This window comes from Enterococcus sp. MSG3299 (genome assembly GCF_050555765.1).
Lineage (GTDB): Bacteria > Bacillota > Bacilli > Lactobacillales > Enterococcaceae > Enterococcus > Enterococcus faecalis.
The window spans coordinates 1491471-1509532 of sequence record NZ_CP187869.1 but is presented as its reverse complement, the minus strand read 5'-3'; the positions used below and the strand labels follow the sequence as shown (position 1 = coordinate 1509532).

General features: G+C 37.1%; 18 protein-coding genes. 15 read left to right on the top strand and 3 right to left on the bottom strand.

What is annotated here, in order from left to right; translation table 11 throughout:
- Positions 1-119 precede the first annotated feature (119 nt).
- The 8 genes from pstC (at position 120) to IGL23_RS07420 (ending at position 6774) form a co-directional block, all read left to right on the top strand.
- Complete coding sequence (gene pstC / locus IGL23_RS07455; protein ID WP_002357299.1) at positions 120-1040, top strand: phosphate ABC transporter permease subunit PstC; 921 nt, start codon at positions 120-122, stop codon at positions 1038-1040.
- Positions 1040-1924, top strand: coding sequence for a phosphate ABC transporter permease PstA (gene pstA / locus IGL23_RS07450; protein ID WP_002357300.1), 885 nt, complete (start codon positions 1040-1042; stop codon positions 1922-1924). Before pstC ends, pstA begins: the two co-directional genes overlap by 1 nt.
- Before the next feature lie 16 nt (positions 1925-1940).
- A complete protein-coding gene (pstB, locus tag IGL23_RS07445; protein WP_002357302.1) occupies positions 1941-2750 on the top strand; it encodes a phosphate ABC transporter ATP-binding protein PstB in 810 nt (269 codons plus the stop codon).
- A 10-nt stretch (positions 2751-2760) separates the two neighbouring features.
- The gene (gene pstB, locus IGL23_RS07440) at positions 2761-3519 is read left to right on the top strand and encodes a phosphate ABC transporter ATP-binding protein PstB (RefSeq protein ID WP_002357303.1); all 759 of its coding nucleotides are present in this window, start codon (positions 2761-2763) and stop codon (positions 3517-3519) included.
- A gap of 14 nt (positions 3520-3533) precedes the next feature.
- Complete coding sequence (gene phoU, locus IGL23_RS07435) at positions 3534-4211, top strand: phosphate signaling complex protein PhoU (RefSeq protein WP_002357304.1); 678 nt, start codon at positions 3534-3536, stop codon at positions 4209-4211.
- Between the two features lie 207 nt (positions 4212-4418).
- On the top strand, positions 4419-6020 hold the full coding sequence (liaX, locus tag IGL23_RS07430; protein WP_002360155.1) for a daptomycin-sensing surface protein LiaX: 1602 nt from the start codon (positions 4419-4421) through the stop codon (positions 6018-6020).
- A gap of 74 nt (positions 6021-6094) precedes the next feature.
- Positions 6095-6418, top strand: a complete 324-nt coding sequence (locus IGL23_RS07425; protein WP_002357306.1) for a PspC domain-containing protein — start codon at positions 6095-6097, stop codon at positions 6416-6418.
- Positions 6418-6774 (top strand): phage holin family protein, encoded by a 357-nt coding sequence (locus IGL23_RS07420; protein WP_002357307.1) that lies wholly within the window; start codon positions 6418-6420, stop codon positions 6772-6774. Before IGL23_RS07425 ends, IGL23_RS07420 begins: the two co-directional genes overlap by 1 nt.
- A gap of 35 nt (positions 6775-6809) precedes the next feature.
- Here the strand turns inward: IGL23_RS07420 and IGL23_RS07415 are convergent, their stop codons facing one another.
- Positions 6810-7772 (bottom strand): GIY-YIG nuclease family protein, encoded by a 963-nt coding sequence (locus IGL23_RS07415; protein ID WP_002365747.1) that lies wholly within the window; start codon positions 7770-7772, stop codon positions 6810-6812.
- Between the two features lie 209 nt (positions 7773-7981).
- Here IGL23_RS07415 and hprK point away from each other — a divergent pair, with 209 nt between their 5' ends.
- The 6 genes from hprK (at position 7982) to IGL23_RS07385 (ending at position 12979) form a co-directional block, all read left to right on the top strand.
- The gene (gene hprK / locus IGL23_RS07410; protein WP_002357309.1) at positions 7982-8917 is read left to right on the top strand and encodes an HPr(Ser) kinase/phosphatase; all 936 of its coding nucleotides are present in this window, start codon (positions 7982-7984) and stop codon (positions 8915-8917) included.
- Positions 8918-8934: 17 nt separating this feature from the next.
- Positions 8935-9768 (top strand): prolipoprotein diacylglyceryl transferase, encoded by an 834-nt coding sequence (gene lgt, locus IGL23_RS07405; RefSeq protein WP_002381830.1) that lies wholly within the window; start codon positions 8935-8937, stop codon positions 9766-9768.
- Between the two features lie 68 nt (positions 9769-9836).
- A complete protein-coding gene (locus tag IGL23_RS07400; protein ID WP_002357312.1) occupies positions 9837-10859 on the top strand; it encodes an NAD(P)H-dependent glycerol-3-phosphate dehydrogenase in 1023 nt (340 codons plus the stop codon).
- Between the two features lie 11 nt (positions 10860-10870).
- Complete coding sequence (gene galU / locus IGL23_RS07395; protein ID WP_002357314.1) at positions 10871-11767, top strand: UTP--glucose-1-phosphate uridylyltransferase GalU; 897 nt, start codon at positions 10871-10873, stop codon at positions 11765-11767.
- A gap of 177 nt (positions 11768-11944) precedes the next feature.
- The gene (locus IGL23_RS07390) at positions 11945-12376 is read left to right on the top strand and encodes a DUF948 domain-containing protein (RefSeq protein WP_002357316.1); all 432 of its coding nucleotides are present in this window, start codon (positions 11945-11947) and stop codon (positions 12374-12376) included.
- A gap of 15 nt (positions 12377-12391) precedes the next feature.
- Entirely contained in the window at positions 12392-12979 is a 588-nt protein-coding gene (locus tag IGL23_RS07385) for a YtxH domain-containing protein (protein ID WP_002381831.1), read from the top strand.
- Positions 12980-13099: 120 nt separating this feature from the next.
- Here IGL23_RS07385 and IGL23_RS07380 read toward each other — a convergent pair whose 3' ends face one another.
- Positions 13100-14203 (bottom strand): aminopeptidase P family protein, encoded by a 1104-nt coding sequence (locus IGL23_RS07380; protein WP_002366790.1) that lies wholly within the window; start codon positions 14201-14203, stop codon positions 13100-13102.
- Between the two features lie 214 nt (positions 14204-14417).
- On the opposite strand from IGL23_RS07380, the gene ccpA reads away from it, so the two are divergent.
- On the top strand, positions 14418-15419 hold the full coding sequence (ccpA, locus tag IGL23_RS07375; protein WP_002357319.1) for a catabolite control protein A: 1002 nt from the start codon (positions 14418-14420) through the stop codon (positions 15417-15419).
- Between the two features lie 104 nt (positions 15420-15523).
- On the opposite strand, the gene IGL23_RS07370 is transcribed toward ccpA, so the two are convergent.
- Positions 15524-17929, bottom strand: coding sequence for a transglycosylase domain-containing protein (locus IGL23_RS07370; RefSeq protein ID WP_033594797.1), 2406 nt, complete (start codon positions 17927-17929; stop codon positions 15524-15526).
- Between the last annotated feature and the right edge of the window lie 133 nt (positions 17930-18062).

Sequence of the window (18062 nt, the reverse complement as noted above, 5' to 3'; positions counted from 1 at the left end):
TCTTAACACAAAATTTACAAACTTAACATAAAATTTACATGTTATTAAAAACAAATTGATGTAAAAAAGGTACACTATTTTTATCTGTAAAAGTTGGATTGTTTGAGGAGGAAATATTCTTGGAAGATGTACAGAAAAAATTATTAACAAAATCGAAAAGAGCCAAGATGGAGCAACGAGGGAAATTTATTAGTTTCCTATGTATTGCCTTAATTGTAGCAGTGGTTGTTTCAATTTTCTATTTTGTTGCAAGTAAAGGACTTGCTACATTCTTTAAAGATAAGATTAACGTGTTTGATTTCTTATTTGGAACAAACTGGAACCCAAGTGATATCGGCGCAGACGGTAAACCCATGGTTGGGGCTTTACCGATGATTGCGGGTTCCTTTATTGTAACGTTTTTGTCAGCGATTGTTGCGACGCCATTTGCGATTGGAGCGGCTGTTTTTATGACAGAAATTTCACCTAAAAAAGGAGCGAAATTTTTACAACCAGTTATTGAATTACTTGTAGGGATTCCCTCTGTTGTTTATGGATTTATTGGTTTATCTGTCATTGTTCCTTTTGTCCGTTCAATCTTTGGCGGAACTGGCTTCGGTATTTTAGCTGGTACGTTTGTGCTATTTGTCATGATTTTACCAACGGTTACTACGATGACCGTAGATGCATTAAAAGCTGTGCCTCGACATTATCGTGAAGCGTCGTTGGCGCTTGGTGCTACGCGTTGGCAAACGATTTATAAAGTTGTCTTGCGGGCAGCTGTGCCTGGTATTTTAACTGCGGTTGTCTTTGGTATGGCTCGTGCGTTTGGTGAAGCCTTAGCAATCCAAATGGTAATCGGAAATGCAGCTGTGATGCCAACTAGTTTGACGACACCAGCTTCGACACTAACAAGTATTTTGACAATGGGGATTGGGAATACAATTATGGGAACAGTAGAAAACAACGTTCTTTGGTCTTTAGCCTTGATTCTATTGTTGATGTCTTTACTATTCAACATTGTTATCCGAATTATCGGTAAGAGAGGAGCCTTAAAATAATGAATGCAAAAAAAGCAGATAAAATCGCAACAGGTATCTTATATGCCGTATCTGGCGTCATTGTTTTAATTTTGGCGGCCTTACTGATTTACATTTTAGCTAGAGGAATTCCACATATTTCGTGGGAATTTTTAACACAACCATCCAGAGCCTATCAAGTTGGTGGTGGGATTGGTATTCAGCTTTTCAACTCACTATATTTACTATTGATTACAATGATTATTAGTATTCCAATTTCATTGGGTGCTGGAATTTACTTATCGGAATATGCGAAAAAGAATTGGTTAACTGATTTAATTCGTACCTCGATTGAAATTTTAAGTTCATTGCCTTCCGTTGTTGTCGGGCTGTTCGGCTTCTTGATTTTCGTTGTACAAATCGGATATGGCTTTTCAATCTTATCAGGTGCGTTAGCATTAACATTTTTTAACTTACCATTATTGACTAGAAATGTTGAGGAATCTTTGAAAGCCATTCATTATACACAGCGTGAAGCGGGGCTAGCCTTAGGTCTTTCACGTTGGGAAACAGTTAAAAAAGTTATTTTGCCAGAAGCGTTACCAGGAATTTTGACAGGTGTTATTTTGAGTTCTGGTCGGATTTTCGGTGAAGCCGCTGCGCTAATTTATACAGCAGGACAAAGCGCACCTGCCTTAGATTTCAGTAATTGGAATCCATTGAGCGTTTCAAGTCCAATTAGCATTTTCCGTCAAGCGGAAACGTTGGCTGTGCATATTTGGAAAATTAATACCGAAGGAACGATGCCAGATGGCGCTGCGGTCTCAGCAGGTGCCTCCGCTGTGTTAATTTTAGTAGTTTTACTTTTCAATTTCGGCGCTCGTTTTATCGGCAACCGTCTTTATAAGAGAATGACATCAGCTTAATGTTAGGGGAATTAGCATGAAAGAATACAATTTAAATGATACCCATTTACTTCAACTAGATAGCCAAAAAGACCCGATTGCGTTACACACGGAAGACTTACATGTCTTTTACGGGGACAATGAGGCTATCAAAGGTGTTGATTTGCAATTTGAAAAGAACAAAATAACCGCCTTAATTGGACCTTCTGGTTGCGGTAAATCCACGTATTTACGTTCGCTAAATCGTATGAACGATGGCATTGCCAATTCACGTGTTACTGGAAAAATCATGTATAAAGATGTCGATGTCAATACGAAAGAAGTTGACGTCTACGAAATGAGAAAACGCATTGGCATGGTTTTTCAGCGGCCCAATCCATTTAGTAAATCTATCTATGAAAATATCACATTCGCATTGAAACAGCATGGTGAAAAGGATAAGAAAAAATTAGATGAAATCGTTGAAACAAGTTTGAAGCAAGCCGCACTTTGGGATCAAGTGAAAGATAACTTAAACAAAAGCGCCTTAGCTCTGTCTGGTGGGCAACAACAACGTTTGTGTATCGCTCGGGCAATTGCGATGAAACCAGATATTCTGTTGTTAGATGAACCGGCAAGCGCGTTAGATCCGATTTCAACAGGAACGGTTGAAGAAACGTTAGTGAATTTAAAAGATGATTACACGATCATCATTGTGACACATAACATGCAACAAGCGGCGCGGATTAGTGACTATACAGCTTTCTTCTATATGGGTAAAGTCATTGAATACGACCATACAAGAAAAATCTTTACACGACCAAAAATTCAAGCAACGGAAGACTACGTTTCAGGACATTTTGGTTAGGAGGAGCAAGATGGGCAAAGAAATTATTTCATCAAAAGATTTACATTTATATTACGGGAAAAAAGAAGCATTGAAAGGCATTGATTTAACTTTTAATCAAGGAGAATTAACTGCCATGATTGGTCCTTCTGGTTGCGGGAAGTCAACGTATTTACGTTGCTTGAATCGTATGAATGATTTAATCCCAGACGTAACTATTACTGGAAGTGTCGTCTATAAAGGAAAAGATATTTATGGACCGAAAACAGATAACGTTGAATTACGTAAAGAAATTGGCATGGTTTTCCAACAACCTAATCCATTTCCGTTTTCAGTTTATGAAAATGTGATTTATGGCTTGCGCCTAAAAGGAGTCAAAGACAAGCAAGTCTTAGATGAAGCAGTTGAAACCAGTTTGAAAGCTGCTGCCGTTTGGGAGGATGTCAAAGATAAACTTCACAAAAGTGCACTTTCACTTTCTGGTGGACAACAACAGCGGGTTTGTATCGCTCGTGTTTTAGCTGTGGAACCAGATATTATTTTATTAGATGAACCAACTAGCGCCTTGGACCCAGTTTCTAGTGGTAAAATTGAAAACATGCTGTTAACATTAAAAGAGAAATATACCATGATTATGGTGACACATAATATGTCACAAGCATCACGGATTTCTGATAAAACGGCCTTCTTTTTACAAGGTGATTTAATTGAATTTAATGACACGAAAAAAGTATTTTTAAATCCAAAAGAAAAACAAACAGAAGATTACATTTCTGGTAAATTTGGTTAAAAGGGGGAAAAAGAATGTTACGGACACAATTTGAAGAAGAACTATTGAATCTGCACAATCAATTTTATGAAATGGGTATGATGGTTAGTAGTGCCGTCCATAAATCCGTGAAGGCATATATTAATCATGATAAAAAATTAGCTCAAGAAGTGATTGATCGCGATATTGAAATCAATGATATGGAAGTCAAACTTGAGAAAAAGAGTTTTGAAATGATTGCGTTACAACAACCAGTGACAACAGACTTACGTATGATTATCACTGTTATGAAAGCTAGTTCGGATTTAGAAAGAATGGCGGACCATGCCGTTTCAATTGCTAAATCAACGATTCGCTTAAAAGGAGAAACACGTATTCCTGAAATCGAAAAAGAAATTTCAGATATGTCTGATTATGTGAAAAAAATGGTGGATAATGTTTTAATCGCCTATGTTAAAACGGATCAAAAAGATGCACGAATGATTGCACAAATGGATGATCGTACTAATGAATATTTCGATAGTATTTACAAACATGCCGTAGAAGCAATGAAAGCTAATCCAGAAACGGTCATTAGCGGAACTGATTATCTACATGTGGCACAATACTTGGAAAGAATTGGCGACTATGTCACAAATATTTGTGAGTGGATTGTTTACTTGGCAACTGGTAAAATTACCGAATTGAATAGTAATCGTGACGAACAATTTTAAGAAAAACAAATAAAAAACTAGGAGACGGCCTTTTTTAGACCAATTCCTAGTTTTTTTAGCGTAAAATGAACTGATTTTATAAAACTAGTCCTTACTAATGAGAAGAAATCGTTCTTAAGTCCTATGACAAATGATCAAAAACAAGGCATAATAATGCATGTAAGGAAAACACTATTGAGTGAAAAATTTGCTAAGGAGGCAATATCCATGAAAGAAAGAGAACGCGTATTAGAATTAGTGAAAAAAGGTATTCTAACGTCAGAAGAAGCGTTAATTTTATTAGAAAATATGGCAACTGAAAAAGATGAAAAACAAATCGAAAAAGCTGCTGAAAAAGTTGATACACAAAATATTGGAACAACAAATAAAGAAGATCAAGTCGCAGATTTAATGGATGCATTAGAAAAAGGCGAATCAGAAGGACCTACTGTTGATTCGTTTGAAGAAAATACACAGGACAGTGCAGAAAAAGATCGTGAAAACTTAGAAAGAATTCTTGATGAGTTAGCAACAAAAGCCAATCGTGCTTCGGCTGAATTGGACGAAGTCAACGCAGAAATTGCCGGCATCAAAGAAGAAATTAAAGAAGTCGCAGAAGAAATTGGAACATTAGATACAAAAGAAGAATTAGATGCATTAACAGAAGATGAACAAGTTCAACGAAAAGACTTGCACGTTTTACTTGCACAATTAGAAGAAAAATTAGCGACTCAAAGTACTGAAAAAACAGCACTGGAAGAAGAACTAAAAAACATTCGCAAAGAACAATGGAAAGGTCAATGGAATGATACAAAAGAAAAAGTTTCTTCTCAATTCTCTGAAGAGTGGAAAGATCAAGCCACAGACACCTTTAACCAAGTCGGCGGCAAAGTTGCCGAAGTTGGCGGTCAAGTGGGAGAATTCTTGAAAAAAACATTTAATTCTTTCAGTGATACCATGAATGATAATGTGGAATGGAAAGACATTAAAATGAAAGTTCCTGGTGTGGCAACAACTAAGTTTGAACATGAGTTTAACTATCCAAATCCACAAGCAAGTTTAATTGATGTCAAGGTAGCAAATGGTACCGTGGTTTTCAAAACTTGGGATCAAGAAGATGTGAAAGTCGAAGCAAAAATCAAATTATATGGTAAAATGGCAGGAGATTCACCAATGGAAGCTTTCTTAGAACGAAGTGACATTGATGTGGATGATGAAACAATTTCTTTCCAAGTGCCAAACAAACGGGTGAAAGCAGATTTAACGTTCTATTTACCAAAACGCACTTACGATCATGTATCTGTTAAATTATTAAACGGAAATGTCTTAGTAGAAGAGTTAACAGCGAAAGATGTTTACACAAAATCAACGAATGGGACGATTACGTTTAAAAAAATTGATGCAACTATGTTAGAAATTGAAGGCGTGAATGGTGAAATTAAAGTCCTAGAAGGAACGATTTTAGATAACATTATTGAAACAGTCAATGGTGATGTGTCTATTTCCGCGGCACCAGAAAGTCTAAGTGTCTCTCTGATTAATGGAGATATCCGCATTACAGCTAAAGAAAAAACGCTTCGCCGTGTTGAAGCAAGCTCTGCAAATGGGAATATCAAGTTGGCCTTGCCAAATGACTTAGGCGTTGAAGGCCAAGTGAAAACTAATTTAGGTAGTATTAACAGCCGTTTAACAGATATTGAAGTTGTTCGTGAAAAGAAAGATCGCGGCAATCAACAATTACATTTTAGACGTGTACTGGAAGAATCAATGGCTCAAATTAATGCTTCTACAACAACGGGAAGTATTTTCCTAAAAGATACGGATAAATAATTAACAATTTTAAGCTAGATGGGCTGACGAATCAGCCTTTCTAGTGTAAAATTTAGTAGACGAGGTGAAAACATATGAAAAGAAAACTAACAAAATCTCCGAATAACGTGGTTTTAACAGGAAGCTTAGCTGGGATTGCTGATTGGCTAGGAATTGACCCAACAATTATTCGTGTCGTTTATGTCTTGCTCAGCTTTTTCTCAGCAGGATTTCCAGGCATTCTCTTATACATTGCCTTAGCAGTTTTGATCCCTTCTGGAAGAACAGGAAGCGATCGCGGCTACGGCCATCAAAATCCTTATAATAGAAATGTTCGCAATGAAAATCCTTATGCTGCCAATAAAAAGCAACGTAAAGAAGCGGAAAAAATTGATGATGACGAATGGAGTGACTTTTAATGACATATTTTCAGCGATTGGTTGTTAATACACTGACATTCATTTCTTTATCAGTTGTTTTTCCTGGCATGATTCATGTGAGAGGCATAATGCCTGCAATTATTGCCGCTTTTGTTCTCTCAATCCTAAATATGTTGGTGAAACCAGTCTTAACAATCTTGTCGCTCCCATTTACTTTATTAACGTTTGGTCTATTTAGCTTTGTTGTCAATGCAGCGATTTTACAAATGACCTCGTTTTTTGTGGGGGAAATGAACTTTGGCTTCTCAAGTTTTTGGGCAGCGGTGCTAATGGCTGTAATTATGTCAATTGTCAATACGATCGTTACGGATCACAATTTATCTAAATATGAATAAAAAAAGCCTGAAGAACGTAGCATAAAATGCGTTCTTCAGGCTTTTTCGATGGTTAAATTTTCTAGGTGACATTCTGGATGGCGGCTGATATAGCCATATAAAATGTTTAAAAAATCAACTTGTTGCTTCGAGTAATGCTCAATTGTTTTCGGTGGTTTTTTGGGCATGATTTTTTTTGCTAGTTCAAGCGGTGAATATTTTTGAAACGTTTGTTTAGTTACAACACGTGTTGCTACCACCAAGCCTTGGTAAATTAAATAGTATTTGATTTTTTTCTGACAAGGTAACCACATCAGTTGCCAATCTCGTTGGTTAGCTTGACTAATTCGTTGATTTTGGTTTGCAAAGCGCGTCAGAAAGAGCCAATCTTCTTTGAGTTTTGCCGCTTTTTCGAAGGCTTGTTTTTCAGCAGCCTCTTGCATTTGTTGAGCAATTCGTTTGATTGGTTCTCGTCCTTGATTATGGAAAAAGTCGAACAATTCTTGTTGAAATAGTTCGGTCGGAATGGCACTCTCTTTTTGAAAGGTTTGATGCCAATAGTTGGTTGGGACGAGATCGTAGATACTATCCAAAATTATTTTTAAACGGTTTAATTTTCGGCGAATCGAATAAGGACCAAAACAGTTCTCTTTAGTGGGAATATTTAAGAGTTTAATCTCTAATTGCCGCTCATTAACGGCTACCGATACATAAGAATATTGTTCATAAGCATTCATTTGGCGATTGTAGCGCGGCCGATACTGTTGAATCAGTTGACATTCTAGGAGGAGCGCATCCAATTCTGTGTCAGTATGGAGAACATCGAAGTCTATAATTTGTTTGACTAAACGCATCGTCTTTCGAGAATGTTGATTACTATTAATAAAATAGCTCGACACGCGATTTTTTAATTTTTTGGCTTTACCCACATAAATAATTGTGTCGGTTGCGTCTTTCATTAAATAAACACCCGGTGTTAACGGTAATTGATGGGCTTTTTCCTTTAAATATTCTTTCATAAGTTTCCTCTTTTCTTAAAAGGATCGGCTTCAAGTATACAAAGTTTTCTGAAATAGTCAAGTAACAGAAATAGCATAGATAATTTCACTGAAAAATAGTTTCATTTTTTTGAAATATGATAATTCTAGGAATTATCTAGTGAATAGCTAGAAACTTGTATTTTTAAATGATAAAATATAACAAGTAGCAGAAAGGACTGACATTCGATATGACAGAAGTGGTAAAGATTTATCAACTGGTAGAAAATCTTTCTTTAGAAGTAGTATACGGAGATGAAGAAAGCTTAAATAGAACAATTAAAACTGGTGAAATTTCCCGGCCAGGTTTAGAATTAACTGGGTATTTTAATTATTATTCCCATGACCGTTTACAATTATTTGGGAGCAAAGAAATTACCTTTGCAGAACGAATGATGCCTGAAGAGCGTTTATTAGTGATGCGCCGTTTATGTGCGAAAGATACTCCAGCCTTTATAGTATCCAGAGGACTAGAAATCCCCGAAGAATTAATTACAGCAGCAAAAGAAAATGGGGTTTCTGTATTACGTTCACCGATTTCAACTTCCCGTTTACTAGGGGAACTATCCAGTTATTTAGATGGCCGTTTAGCTGTTCGGACAAGTGTCCATGGGGTTTTAGTTGATGTTTATGGACTTGGTGTTTTGATTCAAGGAGATAGCGGTATTGGTAAAAGTGAAACAGCTTTAGAGCTTATTAAACGTGGACATCGGCTAATCGCAGACGATCGCGTCGATGTTTATCAGCAAGATGAATTAACCGTGGTTGGAGAACCACCAAAAATTTTGCAGCATTTAATTGAAATTCGTGGTATCGGAATTATTGACGTCATGAACCTGTTTGGAGCTAGTGCGGTCCGTGGCTTTATGCAAGTTCAATTGGTCGTTTATTTAGAGGCATGGGAAAAAGACAAGAAATATGATCGTCTTGGTAGTGATGATGCAATGGTTGAAATAGCTAACGTTGATGTCCCTCAGATTCGTATTCCTGTTAAGACCGGCCGAAATGTGGCCATTATCATTGAAGTAGCAGCAATGAACTTCCGCGCGAAAACAATGGGCTATGATGCAACAAAAACGTTCGAAGAGCGCTTAACCCGTTTGATTGAAGAAAATTCAGGAGAATAGAAGGAGAAGATGTGATGATGTTAGCCCAAGTAAATTCAATTGCATTTCGCCTTTTCGGTATTCCCGTCTATTGGTATGCAATTATTATTGTTTCAGGGATTGCTTTAGCTGTTTGGCTAAGTAGTCGTGAAGCCGTTCGTGTTGGTTTAAAAGAAGATGATGTCTTTGACTTTATGCTCTGGGGATTACCTGCAGCAATTGTTGGCGCGCGCTTGTATTACGTCGCTTTTCAATGGCAAGATTATGTAGACAATCCGATTGAAATTTTCTTTACTCGAAATGGTGGCTTAGCGATTTATGGTGGTCTTATTGGTGGGGGACTGGCGCTGTTTTTCTTTACGCGTCATCGTTTCATTTCTACATGGACTTTTTTAGATATTGCCGCACCAAGTGTGATTTTAGCGCAAGCAATTGGTCGCTGGGGCAACTTTATGAATCATGAAGCCTATGGGCCAGCGACCACCAGACAATTTTTAGAAAATCTCCATTTACCAACGTTTATCATTGATAACATGAATATCAACGGAACATATCATCAACCAACATTTTTATATGAATCTGTCTGGAATGTTTTAGGCTTTATCGTTTTAGTGTTATTACGCAAAAAGCCACACTTTTTAAAAGAAGGCGAAGTCTTTTTAGGTTATATAATATGGTATTCTTTCGGCCGTTTCTTCATCGAAGGCTTACGGATGGACAGTTTGTATGCGTTTAGTAACATTCGTGTCTCACAATTGTTGTCTTTAGTGATGTTCGTGGCAGCAATTGTTATTGTGATCGTTCGCAGAAGAAATCCCAATTTGAAATTTTACAATCGGGAGAAACAAAAGAAAAAAATAACAACTTCTTAATCCAACTTGATTGAAGAATATGGTAAACTAAAGAAGTAACGTTGTTTAGCGAAAGGAGAGTTTCACCGATGAAACAAAAAGTCGCTGTTTTAGGTCCAGGTTCCTGGGGGACAGCTTTAGCTCAAGTATTAGCCGAAAATGGACACGAGGTCTGTATTTGGGGAAATAAACCAGAGCAAATCGATGAAATAAATACAAAACACACCAACAAACATTATTTACCAGAATTAATCTTACCTACTTCAATTCAGGCAACCACTGATTTAGCCACTGCTTTAGTAGATGTTGATGCGGTACTGTTTGTGGTACCAACTAAAGCCATTCGTTCAGTAGCACAAGAAGTGGCCCAACATTTAAAAACAAAACCAATTATTATTCATGCAAGTAAAGGGCTCGAACAAGGTACACATAAGCGGATTTCAGAAGTGATAGCGGAAGAGATTCCAGCAGAAAAACGGCAAGGGATTGTGGTTTTATCTGGTCCAAGCCATGCAGAAGAAGTCGCTGTTCATGACATTACAACCATTACAGCAGCAAGCGAAAATTTAGCAGACGCTGTGTATGTGCAAGAGTTGTTTATGAATGATTACTTTAGAATTTATACGAATGATGATGTGATTGGTGTAGAAACAGGGGCGGCCTTAAAAAATATTATTGCTTTGGGCGCCGGAGCGATTCATGGCTTAGGCTTTGGTGATAATGCCAAAGCGGCAATTATGACTCGTGGTTTAGCAGAAATTAGTCGTTTAGGGGTTGCGATGGGAGCAAACCCATTAACATTTATTGGTTTAAGTGGTGTTGGGGATTTAATTGTTACTTGTACAAGTGTCCATTCTCGAAATTGGCGTGCGGGTAATTTATTAGGAAAAGGCCATAAGTTAGATGAAGTCTTAGAAAACATGGGCATGATTGTGGAAGGTGTTTCAACAACTAAAGCAGCCTATGAATTGGCACAACAACTAGAAGTCGAAATGCCAATCACAGAAACAATCTACAATGTCTTGTACAATGACGAAGATGTACAACAAGCAGCAAAAGAAATCATGTTGCGCGATGGCAAAACCGAAAACGAATTTACACTTGATTTTTAGGAGGAAAAAAGATGAAAGTTAAAAAGGCAGTTATTCCAGCAGCTGGGTTAGGAACACGTTTCTTGCCGGCTACCAAAGCGATGGCAAAAGAAATGTTACCGATTGTTGATAAACCAACGATTCAATTTATTGTAGAAGAAGCACTAGCTTCAGGAATCGAAGATATTTTAATTGTGACAGGCAAAGCCAAACGTCCGATTGAAGATCATTTTGATTCAAATGTTGAATTAGAAAATAACTTAAAAGAAAAAAATAAAACCGATTTATTGAAATTAGTCGAAGAAACAACGGATGTTAATTTACATTTTATTCGTCAATCCCATCCGAAAGGCTTAGGACACGCTGTTTTACAAGCGAAAGCATTTGTTGGCAATGAACCTTTTGTCGTGATGTTAGGCGACGATTTAATGGAAGATAAAGTGCCATTAACGAAACAATTAATGGATGATTACGAACAAACACATGCTTCGACAATTGCGGTAATGAAAGTACCCCATGAAGATACTTCAAAATATGGTATTATCAACCCAGAAAAAGAAATCGAAAAAGGACTATACAATGTCGAGAACTTTGTTGAAAAACCAAAGCCCGAGGAAGCACCAAGTGATTTAGCGATTATCGGCCGTTATTTATTAACCCCTGAAATTTTTGATGTACTTGAAAATCAAAAACCAGGCGCTGGTAACGAAATTCAGTTAACAGATGCGATTGACACTTTAAATAAAACACAACGCGTTTTTGCTCGTGAGTTTAAAGGAGAACGTTACGACGTTGGCGATAAATTTGGGTTTATGAAAACAAGCATTGAATATGGTTTGACTCATCCAGAAGTAAAAGATAATTTACGAGAATACATTATTAATTTAGGTGCTCAATTAGCGAAAAAAGAGCAACCAAAAGAAAAATAAATAAAAATAAGCGTAAAATTTCAATTCGTTAGAAGGAAATTTTACGCTTTTTTTCTTAAAGAAAAGGGCATGAGAATTTTATAAAATAAATTGTCATTCTTAGCTTTATGAGTTGTGAAAAATATAAGTTGGTGTTATCCTAAGATTATAAATAAAATTTCAGAGGGGAGTAATGATATGTCAGGTGGGGAAATTGCTGCCTTAATTGCAGCGGTAGCATTTGTTGTTTTAGTCATCTTTTTAGTACTTGTGTTATATAAAGTTTCTCAAGTTGTTTCAAAAATTGAAGATACAATTGATGAAACAAATACAACAATCAAAGTCGTGACTAGCGATGTGAATGTATTGAGTCGCCAAGTGGAAGGCTTGCTTGTTAAAAGCAATGAACTATTGACAGATGTGAATCAAAAAGTGGCAACGATTGATCCGTTGTTTACGGCCGTTGCTGATTTAAGCGAAAGTGTCTCTGAATTGAACACCTCAAGTAAACATTTGATTACAAAGGTAGGAACCGTAGGGAAAGGCACAGCGAAAGCTGGTTTAGTGAGTAAAGTAGGCGGTTCTGCTTTTAGAGCAATGCGTTCAAAAAATAAAAAAACAAATAACTAATTGGAGGAGATTTTTATGGCTAAAAAAGGCGGATTTTTCTTAGGAGCAGTAATTGGTGGAACAGCAGCAGCCGTTGCCGCATTATTACTTGCACCAAAATCAGGTAAAGAATTACGTGATGATTTATCAAATCAAACAGATGATTTAAAAAACAAAGCGCAAGATTACACAGATTATGCTGTTCAAAAAGGAACAGAATTAACAGAAATCGCAAAACAAAAAGCCGGCGTTTTATCAGATCAAGCCTCTGATTTGGCAGGTTCTGTCAAAGAAAAAACAAAAGATTCATTGGATAAAGCACAAGGTGTTTCTGGCGACATGCTTGATAACTTTAAAAAACAAACAGGTGATTTATCTGATCAATTTAAAAAAGCAGCTGACGATGCTCAAGATCACGCAGAAGATTTAGGTGAAATTGCCGAAGATGCAGCAGAAGATATCTATATTGACGTTAAAGATTCTGCGGCAGCGGCCAAAGAAACTGTTTCTGCTGGTGTCGATGAAGCAAAAGAAACCACCAAAGATGTTCCTGAAAAAGCTGCAGAAGCAAAAGAAGATGTTAAAGATGCAGCGAAAGACGTAAAAAAAGAATTTAAAGGGTAACAAGCGTTTAGCTTATGAAAGTTAGCAACGGATCGTGTTGCTTTTGTTCAGCGGCTTACCTTAAAATTTAGAAATGAGGCCATCAGTCCGGTTGACTGTTGGCCTCATTTTATTTTTATGCTATTCAATAATTTGCAATTCTTTGGTTGTCTTAGTGAATGGTTCGGAGCCTGTTTTCGTTACGTGTAAACAATCTTCAATACGAACGCCTACTTTTCCAGGAATGTAAATACCGGGCTCAATAGAGAAACACATACCTTCTTCAATGACTAAATCATTGCCATGAACCAGCGATGGGTATTCATGGACAGTGGTTCCAATGCCATGGCCTAAGCGATGGTTAAAATATTCACCATAACCAGCTTTTGTGATTACACCTCGAGCAATATCATCTAATTCGCCTGCTGTAACACCAGGTTTGACCGCTTCAGTTGCTGCTAATTGTGCTTCTAAAACAATTCCATAAATTTCTTTTTGGAAATCAGAAGGTTCCAAGTAGCTGACTGTTCGTGTGGCATCACTACAATAGCCATTATGAACGACACCTAAATCAAATAACACTAAGTCATGGGGCTCAATTTTTGTTTCGCCAGGTACCCCGTGAGGACTAGCTCCGTTTTTTCCTGTTAAGACTAACGTATCAAAACTCATTGAGCGAATACCTTGACGTTTTAATTGATACTCGATTTCTGCAACAATTTCTTGTTCCGCAACGCCTGCTTGAATTGCTTTGAAGCCGATCTCAAAAGCGACATCAGCCCAACTACCAGCTTCTAGTAAACGTTGAATTTCAGGTTCTGTTTTAATTAATTGAAGTTTTTCAATTAAAGGCGTAACATCATGCGAAAAATCGCTAGCTGGGAAATAGGTTTTCAATTGATCGAAACGAGCTAAAGAAAGAGCTTGTTTTTCTAAAGCAAAGCGTGGTGTGCCTTGTGTCCGTTTATTTAATAAAGCCGCAATTTTTTCCCAAGGATTTTCGCTATCTAAATAACCATAAACGGGATAAGTCCAACTACTATTTTCGGCATCTTCGACTTCTAATGCAGGTGTAAATAAAAATGATTGATCGTCCGCAGCGATAAACAAAGCTAACACGCGCTCATGAGGTTCGCTTTCGTAACCGGAAAAGTAAGCGATATGACCAGGATCACTAATATAAGTGAAGTCAATCTTTTCTTGGTGCATCCAATTTTTTAAATCGGCAATTTTTTCTTGATTCATAAAACATCCTTCTTTCTTTTATTCTGAAGTGAATCACAGTACTATCATAACATGAAATGACAAAAAGTTCCTTTTGAAATGGAAAGTAAATTTTCATGAAAAAACGATAAAACGGTTGCAAAAATAGAAGAATTTTGATATTCTAGGCTAGGAAAGAAATGTAAACAGTGTTTTCAGAAAATGAGAACAAATTCATATTTATAGGAGAAGAAACATGGAAAAACAAACAATTACAATTTATGATGTTGCTAGAGAGGCAAATGTATCTATGGCTACTGTTTCTCGTGTTGTCAATGGTAATCCCAATGTAAAACCAGCAACGCGTAAAAAAGTCTTAGAAGTGATTGATCGCTTAGATTACCGTCCTAACGCAGTCGCACGTGGTTTAGCAAGTAAAAAAACGACAACAGTGGGTGTCATTATTCCAGATGTTAGTAATGCATTTTTTGCTTCATTAGCACGTGGCATTGACGACGTGGCTACAATGTATAAATATAATATCATTTTAGCTAATTCAGATGGAGACGATCAAAAAGAAGTTACTGTATTAAACAATTTACTTGCCAAGCAAGTAGATGGGATTATCTTTATGGGTCATCGTATTACAGATGATATTCGTGGTGAATTTTCACGTTCAAAAACACCTGTTGTCTTAGCAGGTTCAATTGATCCAGACGAACAAGTTGGTAGCGTTAATATTGATTACACAGAAGCAACGAAAGATGCAACAGCGACTTTAGCGAAAAATGGGAACAAAAAAATTGCTTTTGTTAGTGGTGCATTAATCGATCCAATTAATGGTCAAAACCGAATGAAAGGCTACAAAGAAGCTTTAGCGGAAAATGGCTTGTCTTATAATGAAGGCTTAGTTTTTGAATCTGAATATAAATTTAAAGCAGGTATTAATTTGGCTGAGCGTGTCCGTAACAGTGGAGCAACAGCTGCCTTTGTTACAGACGATGAGCTAGCGATTGGTTTATTAGATGGGATGCTAGATGCTGGTGTGAAAGTTCCAGAAGAATTTGAAATCATTACAAGCAATAACTCATTGCTTACAGAAGTCTCTCGTCCACGTCTATCAAGTATTACACAACCTTTATATGATATCGGTGCCGTGTCAATGCGCTTATTAACAAAACTAATGAACAAAGAAGAAATTGAAGAAAAAACAGTTGTTTTACCTTATGGAATTGATCAAAAAGGTTCAACAAAATAAATTGAATTAAACGGCTAAACTAAGAGCGTTAACTCTTAGTTTAGCCGTTTTTTGATACCTAAAAATGAGCCAGAAAACGTATTTTTCTGGCTCATTTTAGCGAGTTAATTATTGTTCTTTTTATTATCGTTGTTTTTATTGTTGTTATTATTTGTAGTGGCACGTGGAGCAAGATTTCCCCAGTAAGAAGCGTAATTGCTGTCTGTTCCACCGATCCCAAATTTATAGGTACTTTGTGGTGCACCATCTTTGGCATAGTATGAAGTCGTTGTTTTGCCAGGTGTATTGAACTTGGCACCATTATAGGTAATTGAGCCAGGTTTTTCACCAGTAAATTCAGAAACTTTTGATTTAATGACACTTGGATCTAATTCAAATTTTTGACCAATGCCAAACAATTCTGGATTCGCATAGTACAGCGCGTTGGCTAAGTTCGCCATATAATTCCCATTATTGTCGCCGCTGGTCATCGTCATTGGTGCTGGTAGATCATGTCCTGCCCAAGAACTTAGTGTCACAGTTGGGGTAGAGACAATCAGCCATGAATCTTTAAACTCATCAGTTGTCCCAGTTTTTCCGACCCAATCAGCACTAGCTAGATGAGGATTCAAGCCAGCTAATGTTGGTTTGAATTTTGTCGTATTCGCAGAATCCACCACTGAGCGCAACAAGTCATTCATAATAGAAGCGGTCGCCGGTGAATAAACTTGCGTTCCTTCATCTTTGTGTTCGTAGACTACATGCCCGCTATTGTCTGTAATTTTTTCAATCATGTAGGCTTTTTGATATTTACCTTTGTTAGCAAGCGCTTGGAAGCCGTTTGTTTGTGTTACAACATTTGTTTCTACTGAACCCAATGGCGCAGATTCGTAAGCCCAAGCATCTGAAGCTGGATAGTTCATTTTACTTAAGTAGTGATTGTAAGAGAAATTATCATCACCCATTTTTTTCCTTAGCTCATTATTAACATGAACGACAGGGATATTGAAAGACCAATTCAAGGCATTCCGAACAGTCACGAATTGATTTAAATCCACATTTGTGGAATTAACAAATTCACGACCATCAGCATAAGTCGTTGGGTAGTTGGCCAGACGACTTTCAGAACCAATGATTCCTTGATCAATCGCAGGACCATAGACAGAAATTGGTTTAATCGTAGAACCAACTTGACGATCGGCATTAAAGGCATGGTTGTTTTGATTAATATCGAAGTTTCTACCGCCGATAAAACCGAGGATACGACCAGTAGCGTTATCCAGTAAAATATTGCCAGTTTCAATCATTGTATTCCCATTGACATCTGCAGTTCCATCATCAAGCAAATAACCATAATTTGCGACAGCGGTTTGCATCGTGTTATAAATGTTCTGATCAATGGTCGATTGGATTGTATAGCCTTGCGACTGGATTTCGCGACGTGCTTGTTCTTCATATTGATCTAAACCAACTTGATCTAAATCATCACGATTAACTTTAGCTTTTTTCATATCTAAATCCATGACAATCTCAACTGCTTTATCTAACACCGTGTAGTATAGATAGCCTTCTGTATTGACATTGGCCTGTTCAGTTGGTAAAAAGTCTTTTTTCAAGTCGTAAGCTTTGGCTTCTTCATATTCCTTTTGTGAAATAGCTTTTTCTCGGTACATACTGAAAAGAACAAAATCTTTTCTCTTCATTCCTAAAGACAAATCGTCTTTCAAGGCACCAGTGTTAGTATAGGGCGTGTAAACAATGGGACTTTGGGGAAGTCCTGCGATAAAGGCCGCTTGAGGAAGATTCAAGTCCTTGGCACTTTTACCAAAGAGTCCTTTGGCTGCTTCTTCCACGCCTGCAATATTTTCACCTTTGTTATTACGACCAAAAGGGGAGACATTTAGATAAGTTGTCACGATTTCGTCCTTAGAGAAGTATTTTTCAATACGTAAAGCTAATAAAATTTCGTTGGCTTTCCGTTTAAAAGTCGTTTCGTCAGTTAAAATCTGTTGTTTTACCAATTGCTGAGTCAATGTTGAACCACCAGAAGAACCGCCGATACCTGTCGCATCAGAAATCAACGCTCGAACTAGCGCTTTTGGTACTACCCCATGATGTTCTTCAAAATATTCATCTTCTGTTGAAATAATGGCTTTTTTTAGCAATGGAGACATTTGATCGCCATTAATTCGTGTCCGAATTAAATCTGATTTGATGTTAGCAATCGGAGTACCATCTGCGTAAGTCATTTTTGACACTTCGGTAATATCACTGATTTCTTTTTGCAATTCTTCCTTCGTTGGGGGCTGTGTATCTTCAACTAGAAAAGCAAAATAGCCCATTCCGATACCTAAGCCAAGAGAGCCACCTAAGACAATCAGAATAACCCCAAAAACCACTAATGACTGAAAAACGCGAATAATGACATTTAAAATAAGTAAAAAGACATTGCCGCCAGAAGAGGTCGTTGGTTTTTGCTTATTGTTACTTGAATTATTTTTCAAAAGCTTCACCTCAATAAAATGATACATTCTGTGTTATTATAGCAAAAAAAAGCTTCTATGAATAGTTTCTACACCAATTGCCATTTTTTGTTGAAAAAACTTAAGAGAAAATAGGGAAATCTCATTTTTTGACTTTTCAAGTGTGACAGAATCGGTTACT

What these genes read in the sequence shown, in the direction of transcription:
- pstA (WP_002357300.1), top strand. Translation starts at nt 1,040, where the DNA reads ATGAATGCAAAAAAAGCAGATAAAATCGCAACAGGTATCTTATATGCC.
- pstB (WP_002357302.1), top strand. Translation starts at nt 1,941, where the DNA reads ATGAAAGAATACAATTTAAATGATACCCATTTACTTCAACTAGATAGC.
- pstB (WP_002357303.1), top strand. Translation starts at nt 2,761, where the DNA reads ATGGGCAAAGAAATTATTTCATCAAAAGATTTACATTTATATTACGGG.
- phoU (WP_002357304.1), top strand. Translation starts at nt 3,534, where the DNA reads ATGTTACGGACACAATTTGAAGAAGAACTATTGAATCTGCACAATCAA.
- liaX (WP_002360155.1), top strand. Translation starts at nt 4,419, where the DNA reads ATGAAAGAAAGAGAACGCGTATTAGAATTAGTGAAAAAAGGTATTCTA.
- IGL23_RS07425 (WP_002357306.1), top strand. Translation starts at nt 6,095, where the DNA reads ATGAAAAGAAAACTAACAAAATCTCCGAATAACGTGGTTTTAACAGGA.
- IGL23_RS07420 (WP_002357307.1), top strand. Translation starts at nt 6,418, where the DNA reads ATGACATATTTTCAGCGATTGGTTGTTAATACACTGACATTCATTTCT.
- IGL23_RS07415 (WP_002365747.1), bottom strand. Translation starts at nt 7,772, where the DNA reads ATGAAAGAATATTTAAAGGAAAAAGCCCATCAATTACCGTTAACACCG.
- hprK (WP_002357309.1), top strand. Translation starts at nt 7,982, where the DNA reads ATGACAGAAGTGGTAAAGATTTATCAACTGGTAGAAAATCTTTCTTTA.
- lgt (WP_002381830.1), top strand. Translation starts at nt 8,935, where the DNA reads ATGTTAGCCCAAGTAAATTCAATTGCATTTCGCCTTTTCGGTATTCCC.
- IGL23_RS07400 (WP_002357312.1), top strand. Translation starts at nt 9,837, where the DNA reads ATGAAACAAAAAGTCGCTGTTTTAGGTCCAGGTTCCTGGGGGACAGCT.
- galU (WP_002357314.1), top strand. Translation starts at nt 10,871, where the DNA reads ATGAAAGTTAAAAAGGCAGTTATTCCAGCAGCTGGGTTAGGAACACGT.
- IGL23_RS07390 (WP_002357316.1), top strand. Translation starts at nt 11,945, where the DNA reads ATGTCAGGTGGGGAAATTGCTGCCTTAATTGCAGCGGTAGCATTTGTT.
- IGL23_RS07385 (WP_002381831.1), top strand. Translation starts at nt 12,392, where the DNA reads ATGGCTAAAAAAGGCGGATTTTTCTTAGGAGCAGTAATTGGTGGAACA.
- IGL23_RS07380 (WP_002366790.1), bottom strand. Translation starts at nt 14,203, where the DNA reads ATGAATCAAGAAAAAATTGCCGATTTAAAAAATTGGATGCACCAAGAA.
- ccpA (WP_002357319.1), top strand. Translation starts at nt 14,418, where the DNA reads ATGGAAAAACAAACAATTACAATTTATGATGTTGCTAGAGAGGCAAAT.
- IGL23_RS07370 (WP_033594797.1), bottom strand. Translation starts at nt 17,929, where the DNA reads ATGTATCATTTTATTGAGGTGAAGCTTTTGAAAAATAATTCAAGTAAC.